Origin of the sequence: Candidatus Poriferisodalis sp., from assembly GCF_965237655.1 — a bacterium.
GTDB lineage: Bacteria > Actinomycetota > Acidimicrobiia > Acidimicrobiales > Poriferisodalaceae > Poriferisodalis.
Map to the genome: position 1 here is coordinate 1,356,929 of NZ_CBDEGB010000002.1, position 14,703 is coordinate 1,371,631.

General features: G+C 66.6%; 12 protein-coding genes. 6 read left to right on the top strand and 6 right to left on the bottom strand.

Annotated features, from left to right (window positions below):
* Window positions 1-14: 14 nt before the first annotated feature.
* Window positions 15-1,208, bottom strand: coding sequence for an FIST signal transduction protein (locus ACPXYO_RS14375; protein ID WP_423921833.1), 1,194 nt, complete (start codon window positions 1,206-1,208; stop codon window positions 15-17).
* 15 nt (window positions 1,209-1,223) lie between these two features.
* Complete coding sequence (locus ACPXYO_RS14380; protein WP_423921835.1) at window positions 1,224-1,682, bottom strand: hypothetical protein; 459 nt, start codon at window positions 1,680-1,682, stop codon at window positions 1,224-1,226.
* Between the two features lie 118 nt (window positions 1,683-1,800).
* Between ACPXYO_RS14380 and ACPXYO_RS14385 the strand changes: the two genes are divergently transcribed.
* Window positions 1,801-2,256 (top strand): nitroreductase family deazaflavin-dependent oxidoreductase, encoded by a 456-nt coding sequence (locus ACPXYO_RS14385; protein ID WP_423921837.1) that lies wholly within the window; start codon window positions 1,801-1,803, stop codon window positions 2,254-2,256.
* Window positions 2,257-2,301: 45 nt separating this feature from the next.
* On the opposite strand, the gene ACPXYO_RS14390 is transcribed toward ACPXYO_RS14385, so the two are convergent.
* A complete protein-coding gene (locus tag ACPXYO_RS14390; protein ID WP_423921840.1) occupies window positions 2,302-3,486 on the bottom strand; it encodes a M20 family metallopeptidase in 1,185 nt (394 codons plus the stop codon).
* 119 nt (window positions 3,487-3,605) lie between these two features.
* Here ACPXYO_RS14390 and argG point away from each other — a divergent pair, with 119 nt between their 5' ends.
* Window positions 3,606-5,018 (top strand): argininosuccinate synthase, encoded by a 1,413-nt coding sequence (argG, locus tag ACPXYO_RS14395; protein ID WP_423921843.1) that lies wholly within the window; start codon window positions 3,606-3,608, stop codon window positions 5,016-5,018.
* 21 nt (window positions 5,019-5,039) lie between these two features.
* On the opposite strand, the gene ACPXYO_RS14400 is transcribed toward argG, so the two are convergent.
* Together ACPXYO_RS14400 and tcuA are read right to left on the bottom strand one after the other, a co-directional pair.
* Window positions 5,040-7,316 (bottom strand): NADP-dependent isocitrate dehydrogenase, encoded by a 2,277-nt coding sequence (locus tag ACPXYO_RS14400; RefSeq protein ID WP_423921846.1) that lies wholly within the window; start codon window positions 7,314-7,316, stop codon window positions 5,040-5,042.
* Window positions 7,317-7,371: 55 nt separating this feature from the next.
* Window positions 7,372-8,892 carry an FAD-dependent tricarballylate dehydrogenase TcuA gene (gene tcuA, locus ACPXYO_RS14405; protein ID WP_423921848.1) on the bottom strand — a complete coding sequence of 507 codons (1,521 nt, stop codon included), beginning with the start codon at window positions 8,890-8,892 and terminating at the stop codon, window positions 7,372-7,374.
* 54 nt (window positions 8,893-8,946) lie between these two features.
* Between tcuA and ACPXYO_RS14410 the strand changes: the two genes are divergently transcribed.
* The 3 genes from ACPXYO_RS14410 (at window position 8,947) to ACPXYO_RS14420 (ending at window position 12,718) form a co-directional block, all read left to right on the top strand.
* Window positions 8,947-10,095 (top strand): Ldh family oxidoreductase, encoded by a 1,149-nt coding sequence (locus ACPXYO_RS14410; protein ID WP_423921851.1) that lies wholly within the window; start codon window positions 8,947-8,949, stop codon window positions 10,093-10,095.
* Window positions 10,096-10,168: 73 nt separating this feature from the next.
* On the top strand, window positions 10,169-10,993 hold the full coding sequence (locus ACPXYO_RS14415) for a hypothetical protein (protein WP_423921853.1): 825 nt from the start codon (window positions 10,169-10,171) through the stop codon (window positions 10,991-10,993).
* A gap of 633 nt (window positions 10,994-11,626) precedes the next feature.
* Window positions 11,627-12,718, top strand: coding sequence for an IS630 family transposase (locus ACPXYO_RS14420; protein WP_423921856.1), 1,092 nt, complete (start codon window positions 11,627-11,629; stop codon window positions 12,716-12,718).
* Window positions 12,719-12,929: 211 nt separating this feature from the next.
* On the opposite strand, the gene ACPXYO_RS14425 is transcribed toward ACPXYO_RS14420, so the two are convergent.
* Entirely contained in the window at window positions 12,930-14,261 is a 1,332-nt protein-coding gene (locus tag ACPXYO_RS14425; RefSeq protein WP_423921859.1) for an IS1380 family transposase, read from the bottom strand.
* Window positions 14,262-14,444: 183 nt separating this feature from the next.
* On the opposite strand from ACPXYO_RS14425, the gene ACPXYO_RS14430 reads away from it, so the two are divergent.
* Window positions 14,445-14,693 carry a hypothetical protein gene (locus ACPXYO_RS14430; RefSeq protein ID WP_423921862.1) on the top strand — a complete coding sequence of 83 codons (249 nt, stop codon included), beginning with the start codon at window positions 14,445-14,447 and terminating at the stop codon, window positions 14,691-14,693.
* The last annotated feature ends 10 nt before the right edge of the window (window positions 14,694-14,703 follow it).

The following is a 14,703-nucleotide window of genomic DNA, read 5'->3' on the forward strand; positions in this document are numbered from 1 at the left end:
GATGCTCACCTTGTTCATGTGGTTGCCCGATGGCTTGACGTGTCGTCGTTATCGGCGAACAGCGCCATCGAGGCCGTGAATCCATGCACGTACGAGCGTGCGCCGACGGGGCCGATCTCGCCTGCGCAGAACATGCCGGCAACTTCGGCGGACGTGTGCTCGGCGAGGACAGACGCGTCATGATGCGGAGTCTCGAACAGATGGGTGCCGCGCCCGTTGCAGGTGAACAGCAGTGCGCTCTGCGTCTGTGGCGAATGCTCGAGCGCTGCGCGCAGGTCTTCGTCGGCAGTGCGTGCGTCGCGAACGTGGAACTGCACGGTCGCTCCGATCGGCGCCTCGTCGCCGATGGCGATGGCGCCGCTTTCGCGGTCCGCTCCGAGCACGCCGCGGATCAAGAAGTCGCCGGAGCCGAACTCGACCTTGCGCTCGTCGGTGACTCGACCGACATGCAGGCCTCGCTGCACCAGCCGCTGGTCGGCCGGGTCAAGCTTCGAGAACATCTGCTGGAGTCGCTCGAAGGGGGGCAGGCCGCCGAGCGACCGGACGACGTTTCCTTCGGCCTCGGTGATGATGTACGGCTGACCGATGGGCCGGCAGCCCTGAGAGACCAGGTGTGTGACTGTGGCGCTGCCGCCCACGATCAGCGCTGCGGCGCCAGAGCGGTGAACACCGCCATCGGCAACGATGCGGTTGCCGCCCGGCATGGGTGCCCCCGAGGACAATCCGCCGAGCACGCTCACGTGCGGCCAGCGCTCGGCCCAGTGAGCGAGTGCCGCATCGACGGGGTACGAGTACGGGTCGGCCAGGACGATCATTGAGGGATCGCCGGTGGCGTGCACCGAGTCCAGTGCGGCTGCGAGCGCTTCATCGTCGGCGGTCGGATCGGGCACCCCGCTCAGCCAGACCGCACGAGCTCGTGGTCCCTCGCCCGAACCCAGGCTGCCGACCCACAGCACCGCGGCGGTCTCTTCCTCGATCTCGCGCTCACCTGCGGCCACCGAGCAGGCGGTGGTGCCGATGAACGCACCAGGCCCGAGCAGCTCTCCGACCGCCGCAGCAATCTCGTCGGTGTTCGCCATGTGTTCACCCGAGGTGAACAGCAGCGCTACATCGGGCTGCACACCGAGCGACTCGAGTACACGGCCGACGATCTCACCGGTCGCCACGCCGGGATCGGAGTGCTGCGACAGCCCGACAGTGAACGGCATTGCTGTCTGGGCCGCCTAGCCGCTTTGCTCTGCAGGCGTGCCGGTCCAGCCGCCTGCGGCGGGCGGTGCCAAGCTGGAGGCCGAGGCATCGTCTGCCGGCGGGTTCATCGTCAAGGGCACCACGACCACTTCGCCTTGGTCAATGCGGCAATGGGCCTCGATGGTGGACGGCTCGTCGAAGGTGAGATCGGCCTGGACGAGGTTGTAGCCGAACTTGCCGGGCTCGACGGTGAGCGGTTGCACGTTGCGCGCGATCTGCTCGTCGCCGCGCAGGAACCGCACTTCGAGCGCCGCCAGCCCGGCGTGGGCAGCGGGGCAGCGCACGAGCACGAGCATGTGCGGGGTGATGGTCACCGGGAACGGTCCCGGGGCGGCCATCGAGAAGTGAACGCCGGCGAGATCGATGCGTGCGGCGCCGCCCGCCGCTTGGCGCATGTCGAAGTTCTCGATGAACAGCGCGGACATGATCTGCACGTTCAGGATCGTAGGCGTGCCGCACGGCCGGGACGCGAACGCACAATGCGCGCACTGGCACAATCTCGTGAAGGCCTGACGCGGGCTGCGCTCGATGCGCCGCCGTAGATTGCGCCCCATGGCACCCAGCGCAAGATTCGACGGCACCTATGCACCGAGCACGTGGGACTGGGTGGCGGACCAGGCAGCGGCGTACGAGTCATCTTCGGGCACCGAGGCGAACACACTGCGCGATACAGGCCTGCCGATCATCGTGATGACGACCGTCGGGCACAAGACCGGCTTGGTACGCAAGGTTCCGCTGATGCGAGTCGAGCACGAAGGCGAGTACGCGATCGTCGGTTCCAAGGGCGGCGCACCGGCACATCCGGGTTGGTACCACAACCTGATGGCCGAATCTGCGGTGCTCATGCAGGATGGTCCTGAGCCGTTCGAGACGACGGTCCGGCTCATCTCTGGCGCCGAGCGAGATGCCTGGTGGGAGCGGTGTGTGGCCGCCTTCCCGCCCTACGCCGAGTACCAGGCCAAGACAGATCGAGAGATTCCCGTCTTCATCACCGCAGCGCGCGATTGACCCGCCTGTCCGCCGGGGCCGGCCAGATCTGCAGGTGATGAGGCTCTAGCGCTGCAGCAGCTGGCGGTAGACGGCAGCAGCGCGTTCGAGCTCGGCGATCTCGACCCACTCGATGGCCTGGTGAGCCTGGTCGATGGAGCCTGGACCGAACACCACGATCTGATCGGCCACCTCGCCGTATCGCAGTGCATTCGTGCCGAAGTCGGCGACAGCCGGCCCATGTCCCGACATCTCGGCGAGCGCCGTCACCAAGTCGCTCCCAGGGGCCTGGAAGAACGCGTTGCTGCCGAACCCGTTCGCCAACTGCACCTTGACACGGGCCGGCAGCGCTGCAGCACGTATCAGCTCCGTGAGACGGGCGGATTCGGACTCGTAGTCCTCCCTGTCGGCGATCCGCCGCCCGACGTACAGCTCGCAGTGGTCGGGCACGATGTTGCGTGCCCGCCCCCCGCTCATCTCGTTGACCGACGCGGTGCCGGCACCCAGTGCGCCGACCTCGCGCTGGTTCGCCAGCCGTTCCTGTTCAACATCGATCGCGGCCACGATGCGTGCGCCAGCCGAGAGTGCGTTGATGCCGAGGTGGGGCTTGGACGAGTGCGCCGCACGGCCCTCCACCTCGACTTCGAGGCCGAGGCCCCCCTTGTGGCCGTACACCGGTGCGCACATTGTCGGCTCGGCGACCACGATCTGCTCGCGGCGTTCGCCTCGTTCGAGCAGCCGGTCGCGGTAGGCGGACGCGCCGGCCAGACCGCCGCCTTCCTCGGAGATGGTGCCGACCAGCTCGACGGTGGACATCGGCTGCACTCCGGCGGCGGTCATCTCGCCCATCACGGCGAGCACGACGGCCATGGTCGCCTTGGTATCGACGGCGCCCCGCCCCCAGACGCGGCCCTCGGTGATGCGGCCGTCGAAGGGGTCGCCTTCCATGTGCTCGACGCCGACGGTGTCGAGGTGCACGTCGACGGCGAGCATCCGTTCTGTGCGGCCGACGAAACGGGCGTACACGTTGGGCCGTCCCGGCTCGATCTCATCCAGCTCGACCTCTGCGCCGAGGGCCTCGGCTCGTTGCGCCACCCAATTGGCCATGTCGGCTTCTGCGACGGTGCCCGAGCGCGGCCCGTGATGCATCGGGTTGACGCTGGGGATGCGCACCATCTCGCTCAGCAGCTCCGCCATCGACTGGCCCGTTGCTGTGCCGCCAGTGGTGCCTGTCGCCGTGCCGTCGTTCATGAGTCACCCCTTCGTGGCGGAGCGTACGCGCAGCGCAATCGCGGCGCAGCGAACCCGGCCTTCCCATGGAGGTTTATTGCAGGGCGAATCGGGGGACCAAAGCCGTACCGTTAGGGCCCATGTCGAACAGTCCTGCCTCGACTGGCTCAGGCGACGACGCCTCGCCGCCTGCGGGCGCGCCAGCCGCCAGCGGTGCGCGTGTGCTGGCAGAGCTGCCGACCGGCGAGCAAGTGGGCATCGCCTTCTCCGGCGGGCTCGACACCTCTGCGGCGGTGGCGTGGATGGCCGAGCGCGGAGCGCTCGTGTGCGCCTACACGGCCGACCTCGGCCAATACGACGAGCCAGACCTGTCGGGCGTGCCGCAGCAGGCGCTCGACTACGGCGCTCATGCGGCGCGCTTGGTGGACTGCAGGGCCGAGCTCGTGCGAGAGGGTCTGATGGCGCTGCAATGCGGCGCGTTTCATATCTCGACGGCGGGCCGCACGTATTTCAACACGACGCCGCTGGGGCGTGCGGTGACCGGCACGATGCTGGTGGCTGCCATGGCCGAAGACGGCGTGGATATCTGGGGCGACGGCTCGACGTACAAGGGCAATGACATCGAGCGTTTCTACCGCTACGGCCTGCTCGTGAATGCCGGATTGCGCATCTACAAGCCGTGGCTGGACTCGGCGTTCGTGGATCAGCTCGGAGGCCGCGCTGGCATGAGCGAGTTCCTGGTGTCGCGCAGCCTGCCGTACCGGGATCCCACCGAGAAGGCGTACTCCACCGATGCGAACATCTGGGGTGCCACCCACGAGGCGAAGCGCCTGGAAGACCTGGCCACCTCGATGGAGATCGTCACGCCGATCATGGGCGTGGCCCACTGGGACCCCGCGACCGACATCGAGCCCGAAGACGTGACCGTCCGGTTCGAGGCCGGCTGGCCGGTGGCGATCGGCGGGCGGACCTTCGCTGCGGGGGGTGCCGAGGGCAGCGACCACGTTGCCCTGGTACTCGAAGCCAACGCCGTAGGCGGGCGTCACGGCCTCGGCATGAGCGATCAGATCGAGAACCGTGTGATCGAAGCCAAGTCGCGGGGCATCTACGAAGCCCCGGGCATGGCGCTGCTGCACATTGCCTATGAGCGCCTGCTGTCCGCGATTCACAACGAAGCCACGCTGGAGAACTACCGAACGATGGGGCGTCGACTGGGACGGCTGCTCTATGAGGGGCGCTGGTTCGACCCTCAGGCGCTCATGTTGCGCGACTCCCTGCTGCGCTGGGTGGGCTCGGGTGTGACCGGCGAGGTCACGCTGCGGCTGCGCCGCGGCGAGGACTACTCGGTGCTCGGCACCACCGGGCCCGCGCTGACCTATGAACCCGACCGGCTCTCGATGGAGCGCGTCGAAGACGCTGCGTTCGGACCTGCGGACCGCATCGGGCAGCTCACGATGGCGAACCTGGACATTGCCGACAGCCGTGCGAAGCTCGCCGCCTACCGGGAGTCGGGCAGGCTCGGACCTGGCGGTCTGGCCGAACTCGACTCCTGAACGCTGCGGCGCCCGTGCGCGTCAGCCCGATGAGCCGGCGCGGAAGCTGTCGAAAATATCGTTGAAGGTCGCGCTGGGCCGCATGGCGGCCTCGGCCAACGCGGGATCTGGCAGGAAATAGCCGCCAAGGTCGACCGGGGTGCCCTGGCAGTCGACGAGCTCGGCGATGATCGAGTCCTCGTTGGCAGCGAGAGCCGCAGCGAGGGGGGCGAACTGCTCGGCCAGCGCAGCGTCGGTGCCCTGGCGGGTCATCTCGTCTGCCCAGTGCTTGGCCAGGTGGAAGTGGCTGGCGCGGTTGTCGGGCTCGTTCACCCGGCGGCTGGGCGCCCGGCCCTCAGCGAGCCAGGTACCGATAGCGGCATCGAGCGTGTCGGCAAGCAGCTGCGCGGCGAGGTTCTCGGCGACACGGGCGAGGTGCTCGAGCGACACCGCCAATGCCAGGAATTCGCCCAGGCTGTCCCAGCGCAAGTGGTTCTCGGCAACCATCTGCTGCACGTGCTTGGGTGCCGAGCCCCCGGCGCCGGTTTCAAACAGGCCGCCGCCGCCCATGAGCGGAACGACCGACAGCATCTTGGCCGAGGTGCCCAATTCCAGGATCGGGAACAGGTCGGTGTTGTAGTCGCGCAGGACGTTGCCGGTGACCGAGATGGTGTCGGTGCCGCGACGGATGCGCTCCAGCGAGAAACGGCAGGCGTCGGCCGGTGCCAGCATGCGGATGTCGAGCTCGCCGATTGACGCATCGGCAGCCTGCCGCTGCGCCGTGCGGGCATTGACCTTGGCGAGGAGCTGCGCGTCGTGTGGTCGTTCGGCGTCCAGCCAGAACACCACGGCAGCCCCGGTGATCTGCCCCCGCTCGATGGCAAGGTCCACCCAGTTGGCAATCGCCGCGTCCTTGGTGGTGCACATGCGCCAGATGTCGCCTTGCGCCACAGCGTGGCTCATCAGCACTTCGCCGGATTCGGACACGACGCGCATGGTGCCGGGGGCGTCCACCTCGTAGGTCTTGTCGTGGCTGCCGTATTCCTCGGCCTTCTGGGCCATGAGGCCCACGTTGGGCACCGAGCCCATCGTCGTGGGGTCGTACGCGCCGTGGGTGCGGCAGTCGTCGATGACTGCTTGGTACACGCCTGCGTAGCTCGAGTCGGGAATGACTGCCTTGGTGTCCTGCTGGTTGCCCTCGGCGTTCCACATCTGCCCGGAGGCCCGGATCATCGCAGGCATGGAGGCGTCGACAATCACGTCGCTGGGCACGTGCAGGTTGGTGATGCCGCGGTCTGAGTCGACCATCGCCAGGCCGGGGCGCTCGTCGAACGCAGCGGCGATGTCGGCCCCGATTGCCTCGCGCTGTGCCGCAGGCAGCGATTCCACGGCGGCCAGCACGTTGGCCCAGCCGTCGTTGGGATCTGCACCCGCCGCGGCCAGCGTGTCGCCGTGCCGTTCGAACACCGGCGCGAAGAACGCGCGCACGGCGTGGCCGAAGACGATGGGGTCCGAGACCTTCATCATCGTGGCCTTGAGGTGCAGCGAGAACAGCACCCCTGCGGAGCCGGCTTCGGCGATCTGGGCATCCAGGAATTCGCGCAGAGCGGTGACGGACATGAACGTGGAGTCGGCAACCTCGCCCGCATCCACGGGAACCTTGCGCATCAGCCGCACGTTGCCATCGCCGTCGACGTGCTCGATGCTCAGCGAGCCGGCACCGGAGACCGTCACCGACTGCTCGTTGGAGCGGAAGTCGCCGCTCGACATCGTTGAGACGTGAGTCCGACTGCTGGGTGACCAGTCCCCCATCGAGTGCGGGTACTGCCGGGCGTATTCTTTGACGGCACGGGGTGCGCGGCGGTCCGAGTTGCCCTCTCGCAGCACCGGGTTCACCGCCGAGCCCTTGATGCGGTCATAGCGCTTTCGGATCTCGCGCTCCGAGGCGTCCGCGGGGTCATCGGGAAAGTCGGGCACCGCGTAGCCCGCCGATTGCAGCTCGGCGATTGCGGCCTTCAGCTGGGGGACCGAGGCGGAGATGTTCGGCAGCTTGATGATGTTGGCGCCGCCATGCTGGGTCCACCCGCCGAGTTCGGCAAGCGCATCACTGATTCGTTGGTGAGGCTCAAGGATGTCCCCGAAGACGGCAATGATCCGGCCAGCGAGCGAGATGTCGCGCGTCTCGACGTCGACACCGGCGGCATCGGTGAAGACCTTGATGATCGGCAGCAGCGAATACGTGGCCAGCGCCGGCGCCTCGTCTGTGTGGGTGTAAACGATCTTCGATGTTGAGTTCTGCGGTGAGGTGGACATCGACATAGCGATGCGACGCTATCGCCCGCCTGTGACCCCTCGCCCGGAGGGTACGAGCAGCTCAGCCGGCAGCGTGCGCAGCGGCGGAGTTTCCCGCCAAGCGGCCGAACACAGCACCGGCCGACAGTCCCGAGCCGCCGGGATAGTTGCCGTAGAAAAGGCCGCCGACCAGCTCACCAGCGGCATACAGGCCGCTAATGGGGTGCAGGTCGGTATCCAGCACGCAGCCGGTGCCGTCGATGCGCAGGCCGCCGAAGGTGAACGTCAGCCCGCAGGTCACCCGGAAAGCCGTAAAGGGCGGCGTTTCCAGCGGCATCGCCCAGTTGGTCTTGTCGGGGCCGAGGCCCGTGGTGCGACGGCCGTCGAGCACGTTGGGGTCGAACGGGACGCTGCGGTCGACGGCTGCATTGAACTCAGCGATGGTGGCCATGGCCGATTCGGTGTCGACGTCTTCCATGCGCTCGCAGAGCTCCGTGATACTGCCGGCGGTGACCTTGGTGACCTGCCGGATGCGGTACTCGTCGCGCAGCAGGTGATCGGTGCTGGCGTCGAAGACCTGCCACGCCGAATGCCCGGGCTGGGCCAGGATTTCCCGGCCGTAGCGGGCGTAGGTGTAGTTGCGGAAGTCGGCGCCCTCGTCCACGAAGCGCTTGCCGTGCTGGTTCAGAACGATCCCGAACGGGTAGCTGTGCTTCTGAAAGCCGTCGCCGACGGCCAGGTCGCCGAATTCGGGGGCGTTGTAGTCCCACGCGACGGCGTGGGCACCGCTCCAGTTGCCGAACGGCATGGCGCCGGCGTCGAGTGCCATGGCGATGCCGTCGCCCGTGTTGAAGCGTGTGCCGCGCACCTTGGCAAGATCCCACCCCGGTCCGAGGTAGCGGGTGCGCCACTCGGCGTTGGCCTGAAAGCCGCCGGCTGCTAGCACGACGGCGCCACAGGCAACCTCCGCCGTGCGTCCCTCGCGTCGCACGCGCACGCCCCGCACGGCACCGGAGTCGTCCAGCATGAGTGCCCGGCCTGCAGCCTCATGCCACAGCTCGATGCGGTTGCGTTCCAGCGCAGAACGCAGAGACTCCACGAGCCCCTCGCCGCCGCCGACGGTCTCCACCGTGAGGCCGCCCCAGAACGTGAAGCGACCGTCCACTTTGAACGCCTGGCGTCCCCAGATCGGGGCGAACCTCACGCCATGGCTTGCCATCCACAGCAAAGTTTCCTTGCTCCGGGTGACCAGCGTGTCGGCCAGGTCGGGGTCGCAGCGGTAGTCGGTGACGCGGCCCAAATCGGCGTAGAAGTCCGCTTCTGTGTAGGTGCCGAAGTCGGTCATGCCGACTTCGCTGTCGGTGAGGTCGGGCATCAGCGCACGCAGGTCGTCGACGCCGTCGTAGGCGAATCGGATGGCCCCAGCGGTGAAGCGGCTGTTGCCGCCCGCCTCGGCTACCGGGGCTCGCTCGAGCACCAATACCCCGGCACCGCCCTCGTGCGCTGCCAGCGCGGCGCACATCGCCGCGTTGCCCGCCCCGACCACGACCACGTCGTAGTGCTGCGGATGCTCAGGCGGCGGCGAGGCATCGGGCGGACTCACGCCGGGCGAGCCTATGTAGGGCGCTGCACCCGTGTTGAGACGTACGCTGCCGCGATGAGTTCTGCGCAGACGACGACCGGGGCCGACGCTGGAGCACCGGTGGTTATCAATCACGAGCGCCTGGCGGATTTCATCGCCGAGATCTTCCGCTACACCGGGTGCTCGGATGCCGAAGCGGGCCGCATCGGCCGCAGCCTCGTCGGCGCGAATCTGGCCGGCCACGACAGCCACGGGGTCATCCGCTCAGCGCTGTATGTCGAGCTGCTGGCCAACGGCGTCCAGCTGGCCGACCAGGAGATCAAGGTGTTGATCGACTCGGGCTCGTTGCTGCTGCTGGACGGCCAATACGGCATGGGTCAAACCGTCGGGCCTGCGGCGGTGGGATTGGGCATCGAGCGATGCTCCGAGCTGGGCACTGCCGTGGTGGGGCTGCGCAATGCCGGACACCTGGGGCGCATCGGGGAGTATGCCGAGATGGCCGCAGCCGGAGGCCTGGTGTCGGTGCATCTTGTGAACGTGGCCAACAGCCGGCTGGTCGCCCCGTTCGGTTCGAAGGCGCGTCGGATGGGCACGAATCCGTGCGCGTACGGCGCCCCGGTTGCCGGCCGCCGTCCGGTCATCCACGACTTCGCCACGTCCGTCGTGGCGGAGGGCAAGGCGATGGTCGCGCTGCATGGCGGACCGCCCGTTCCCGCCAACGCGTTGGTGTCGGCTGACGGAGAGATCACCGGTGACCCGCGGGTGCTGTACAGCTTCTCCGAAGGCCGGCGGCCGAATTCGATGGACGGCCCCGGGGCGCTGCGAGCCATGGGAGAGCACAAGGGCTCGGGCATCTCGGTGATGTGCGAGCTGCTAGCTGGAGCGCTCACCGGCACGGGCACAGCGGGACCTCGCCGCGTTCGGTTTGCGAACGGCATGTTGTCGGTCTACGTCGACCCGGCTCAGATCGATGCTGCGGTCGGTGAGACTGACGACGGCTACAACGGCATCGCAGCCGACTACCTGGACTGGTTCTACGAGGCCGATGCCATCGACTCGTCTCAGCCCGTAAAGCTGCCTGGCGATGTCGAGCATGAGCGGCGCCAGCACCGCATGGCCAACGGCATCACGCTGCCCGCCGAGACATGGGAGAGCATCTGCGGCGGCGCCCGAGCCGCTGGCGTGGCCCCCGAGACAATCACCGCCGCTTTGCACAACTCCTGAAAGAGCAGTGTTGCGAACAGTGGATATTGGCTTATCGAAGATCCGTCGGAACTCATGCCTTTTGGTAGTGTCTGTGGCCGGCATGTTGCTGGGTATCGGCCTCGGATGCTCAACTGGGCCACGTCTCGTGAGATTGGCCGACTGGCCTCAACAGGCTGAAGATGAAGGCACTGGCCGCGAATCCGGGGAATCACACGTTCCGGATCACATCGCCGACCTTAGATTCTATAACTGGAAACAAGCGAAGCGATGCGATGACGCTTGGTTGAAGGCGTTCACAGAAGAGATTGATTACTCGGCAGAGACAACCGATCGAGTTGAGAATATAAGTCGCTTGCTCAATAGGATGCTGGCAAGTTTTGAAAAGCAGGTCTCACATCCGGGCGACGTTTCTCCTGGGATATTTGAGTCAGCAACGAATGCGGAGATGACCTTCTTGCGATTCAAGCTAGAGCAACATCATGCAGACTTAACGGATGCATACCGAGCGTGTGTGATTGAAAGCGCGTTTGAACCCGATAATGCACATGCCGAAGCGAAGGAATTGATTCTCGGGGCAGTTCTGATGATTTCTCACGGTGTGGAAGATGTCGCAGCCGTCTGCGGGCGCACAATTTTGGTTGGCGGCGAGATTGTCCTCTTGGACTGCCGACTCCAAGGATCTCGTTGGTGGGATTCGGTCAGCGACTACGTACCCAAGGACCTGCTAATGGCATATCCGGGCGAGCTTCCAACGGAGATGTACTCGCAGTGGGCAAGTGCAATCGAGAGCGACGGTGGCCCACCATTCTCGCTGGAATTTTTGTGGCCAACATATCCCATCAACTATGCAGGGCCATACGTTTCCTGGGCTCACGAAGAACCACGCACGGTGCTATGGGGAATGCTCGAGGATTGAGTCACGAAAATACGGTTCCCCTGATTTCAATCTCGGCGAATCAAGGTGCGTAGTTCGAACTCCGTGCTCGACATATTACAGTCAAGACATCAGCCGCAAATGCACTCGGGTGGTACAGCTAGAGCCATCTCGCCATGGATTGACCCGTAAGCGTGGGCACCGAAATGACTGCGCGGAATCGTCGGAGTCGTCGTCAGACCTTCTCGTATTCGGCCCGAAGTAGTTCGATGGAGAGTACTTTGGCTCGTTCGACATTAGCCGTCGGCGGACGTTGAGAGATGATCCCAGCACCAATCGCGATATTTGTCCACTATAGGCCAGGCCACTTGGTTCTGTTGTGAATCTTGCTGTGATCGCGGCACGGGCGCATAGCATCGGCATTTTCCAAGCGCACCATCGTGTAAATCGTCGAAATGGACGCACGAGCCACATGTAGGTCGATTGCCTACCTCAAGTTGCGCAAGTAGTGCGCTGATGTTCTCGTTCACGGGAGGGTCCTTTCGTGGCGTGTGAGCCCACGCTAGAAAGGACCCCACCAAGACACCTCGCCCGCGCCCACACTGAGCAGCTTGATGTCGGGCTCGCTGCCTAGTGGTTCGTCTGTGAAATGGCCGGGGCGCGTATGGTGGGGGGATGGCTGCTGGGTTTGTGTTGTCGGTTGAGGGGCGCTTGTCGTTGGAGCGCGTGGCGCGTTCGGTGAGCGAGCCGTGGCGGCGGGTGCGGCCGGCGAGGGCGCTTGTGGCTTTGGCGGACGGCGGTTCGGTGCGCGGCGTTGCTCGGGCGATGGGGGCGCACCAGGACACGGTTCGCCGCTGGCGTGACCAGTTCGGGGTCTCGGGTGTGGACGGTCTGGGTGTGGTGGCGCCGGGGCGGGGCCGCAAGCCCAGCGTGCCCGCAGCGGTGGTGGAGGCGATCGTGGCCGACACGCTGTGCGCCGAGCCGCCTGAGGGGGCGGCGTGCTGGTCGACGCGTGCGATGGCGGCCCGTCACGGGGTGGGCAAGGACTTCGTCGCCCAGGTGTGGCGCGAGCGGGGGCTGCGCCCGTGGCTCGCCGACGTGTTCAAGGTGTCCGCGGACCCTGATTTCGAGGCGAAGCTCGCCGACGTGATCGGGCTGTACGTGAATCCCCCCGAGCGCGCTGTGGTGTTCAGCTTCGACGAAAAGACCCAGATCCAGGCGCTCGACCGCACCCAGCCGTCGCTTCCGATGCGCCCGGGCCGCAACCGCACCCTCACCCACGACTACAAGCGCAACGGCACCATCGACCTGTTCGCCGCTCTCAACGTCGCCACCGGCGAAGTCCTGGCCCAGACCCGCAAGCGCCACACCGGCGCCGACGTGCTCGCGTTCTTCAAGTGGATCGACCTGCACACCCCCCGCCGTCTCGACGTCCACGTCATCTTGGACAACGTCTCAGCCCACAAGTCCGAGCCCGTGCGCACATGGCTCGCCCACCCCCGCCGCAAGCGCTGGCACCTGCACTTCACACCCACCAGCTCCAGCTGGGCGAACCTCGTCGAAGGCTGGTTCTCGATTCTGACCCGCAAAGCCCTCAAGACACAAGCGTTCACCTCAGTCGAACACCTCAAAGACGTCATCGAGCACTGGGCCGCGCACTGGAACCACGACCCCAAGCCGCTCAAATGGACCAAAACAGCCGACCAGATCATCGCCAAAGTCAAACGAGCCCGAACCGCCCTCAACAAAACCGCGACACACCACTAGCCCTGATTATTCACGAGAATGCCTGTTCAGGGTTTATGGGTTGTGTTTTGGTGTGTCGGGCGGGTTTGTCGGCTTGACGGGACCCGGTGGGTGTTGTTTGGTGCCGCTGGGGTGGTCGCAGGGCCGGTGTTGGACCCTGACATGGGTGTGTGGGCGCGACGGGTCGGCCGCCGCGTGAGCGGCGCTGTTGGCGGCTGGGGGTGCGGGGTGCTCAGTTGGGGTGCTGGGCGGCGAGCAGGCTTCGGGTGCCGGGGTGTGCGGTGGGGAGCCGCAGCCAGGTGCGTCGGCCGGTTTCGCATACGAGCGCGGGCAGGTGCCACAGCTGCCAGCGGAGCCGTTTGGGTGCCGCGCGTTTGAGCGGTCCGGCAAGGCGCTGTGTCTGGAACCAGTGCACGAGCGCGGCGCTGATCATGCACAGCGCTGCCCATGCACAGTTGGCGTCCCAGGCTGTGAAGGGCATGCGGGCCAGTCCGCTGTCTTTGAGGCGGGCTATGGCGTCCTCGACGTCGGCGTGCTTGCGCATGAGACGGTCGAGCCGGGCGGGGCTGCCCGCAGCGTCGGTGAGGAATCCCCAGTAGCGGAAGTTCTCGGACGCGAACAGGCTGCGCTGCGCGCCCGGATGCAAGGGCTCGCGTCGGATGATCAGCCGTGTCCGCGCTGGCCAGCCCGACAGGTCCACCAGGTCGGTGAGCTCGGCGACGTGCGCTTTGGGATGCCGCTGTTTGGGGTTCGGCACCCCCGGCGTCCACCGCCCTGGGTCGCAGCGGGCCGCAGCGATCGCGGCGTCGATGCCTGCTGTGGCCCGGGCGGACATGAAAAACGTCACGTTGCGGCCCCTGCACGCCGCGGCGATACGCGCCGAACAGCCTCCTGAGTCCAAGCGCAGCACCATCTCGCGTCCTGCGAGCGCCAGATCGTCGCCTGCCCGATGGCCTGCCGCGTCAGCGTCGGGCAGCACCGATATCGCAGCGTCGAGCACCTCGACGTGATCGGCGATGCTGTTCGCGGCCGCGTTGCCCGGGCGCAGCTTCGCCCACAACGGCTCCCCGTCCGCGGTCGAGCAGATCATCGGGTGGAACCCGTACCCGCCCTTGAAATGCGCCGCCGCACCCGCCTTGTTGGGCGAGTGGACCTCCACCAGCGTCGAGTCGATGTCGACCACCAACGGACCCGAACCGCGGCGCTGGGACCACACTCGCTCACGCGCCTCGGCCGCGGCTGCCCACAGCCCGCCCAGCGCCGAGGCGTCGATGCCCCGCAGCGCCCGATACAGCGTCGAGTCCGACCCCACCGCCCCGAACAGCTCCCGCTGAGACCGCAGATGCTCGATATCTGTGCACGCCTCACCGCCGCCGGCGAGCACCAACAGCAAATGCGTCAACAGCCGGCCCCGGTCATGGACCGGGGCGCGCTCGCCGCGGCGCGGCACCGCCGCCGACAGCGCCTCGGTCAGCCCGACCCGGTCCGCGAAACCGCCCAAAGCGAACAGCCCCGCACCCCACACCACCCGATCCCCGCCGCCTGCCAGACGCGCGTTTGTCACACTGCTAAGTTTCACCTCGGAGATGCCCCCCTGAACTGCCGACCGCGTGCCTCGACAACACGCATCGTCGCAGATCAGAGGGGCTTTTCCGCGGACTCACACACCCAAGCCCACCAGACTCATGAAAAATCAGGGCTAGCGCTTCGAGAGGACGCAGCTGTTCGTGGGTGTATAGTTAGGCGTATGCCGAGGATGCAGGTGTACCTGACGGAACCGCTGTATGCGGAAGCCAAAGCGCGGAAGCTTCCGGTGTCGGAACTGCTGCAGGAGGCGATCCGTGTGGAAGTCCGGCGCAGGGAGCTGGTTGCGGCGGGGGCCGAGTACGTGGCGGAGCTGCTCGCTGAGGTCGGCGAGCCTGGACCGGCTGACATTGCCTGGGCAGAAGATCTGGTACGGCGGCTGGATCGACGTGCCGAACGCGCTGCGAGCTAGACCCGGCTCG